Raw genomic sequence first — 754 nt, 5'->3', positions numbered from 1 at the left:
TTCTGCCTGCGGCTAGGATTTCTTTAGACGTGGCTGGGATATGTGTGTTGGGCTTATAGGGAAGTAAGGGGATTTGATTGTTAAGGGGGGGTTTGGTAGAGTCTTGCTGATAACCCCTGCTTAGAGTTCGGTCTAAGTCGTGTCCCTTTGAGGAAGGCGTACGAGGGGTCGCAATATCCCCTTTACTCTTCCACATCGTTACGAAACTTAGTTTATTCTGCCCGGTTAAAGCCTCTTCTACCACCACATAATGCCCGTTAATCTGCTTCTTGTATCTAATCTTTTTGCCCTCTACCTCCCTAACATCTGCATTCTTAACAATATTAGGGTAATTGCTGATATCTTCTAAAGTGATAGGTATTTGGTTGCGTGATTCTTCAATTTTAGCGTTGCTATGTCTATGCATCACATGCGCTATATGTTTGCTGTCTATCTCCCTAGCTAGCGCGTAATTGCCCTTAAAGCTAAATTCTGATTTGAGTTGTTCTAACTCTTCCCCATCTATCTTGGCAATTAAAAGCCTATCTGTGGCTTTAGGGTTGGCTAAATCCCACCCTTCTATGTGGCCTTTGATCTCTTGGGGACTTAAGTCCTCTTTTAGAGCACTCTTGGTGGGCAAATCCCCTTTTTTAGTGGGTGGCTTTCCTCCCCCTTGTGCGCTAGGCTCTGCTATGGGCTCTTTTTCCACTGCAGATGGGGGCTTTACTAGGGGGCTTTGGTTTGAGGCTTGAAAGTCTTTAACACGCTTCTCAAA

General features: G+C 45.0%; 1 protein-coding gene. It reads right to left on the bottom strand.

What is annotated here, in order from left to right:
- Nucleotides 1-754 (bottom strand): PBECR3 domain-containing polyvalent protein (locus EAO38_RS08640; RefSeq protein ID WP_456237304.1); only part of this gene is annotated, 754 nt, incomplete at both ends.

It is taken from the genome of Helicobacter vulpis, assembly GCF_003660395.1.
GTDB lineage: Bacteria > Campylobacterota > Campylobacteria > Campylobacterales > Helicobacteraceae > Helicobacter > Helicobacter vulpis.
Note: the sequence above shows the minus strand (reverse complement) of the source record. Positions and strands in the feature narration are given on the sequence as shown.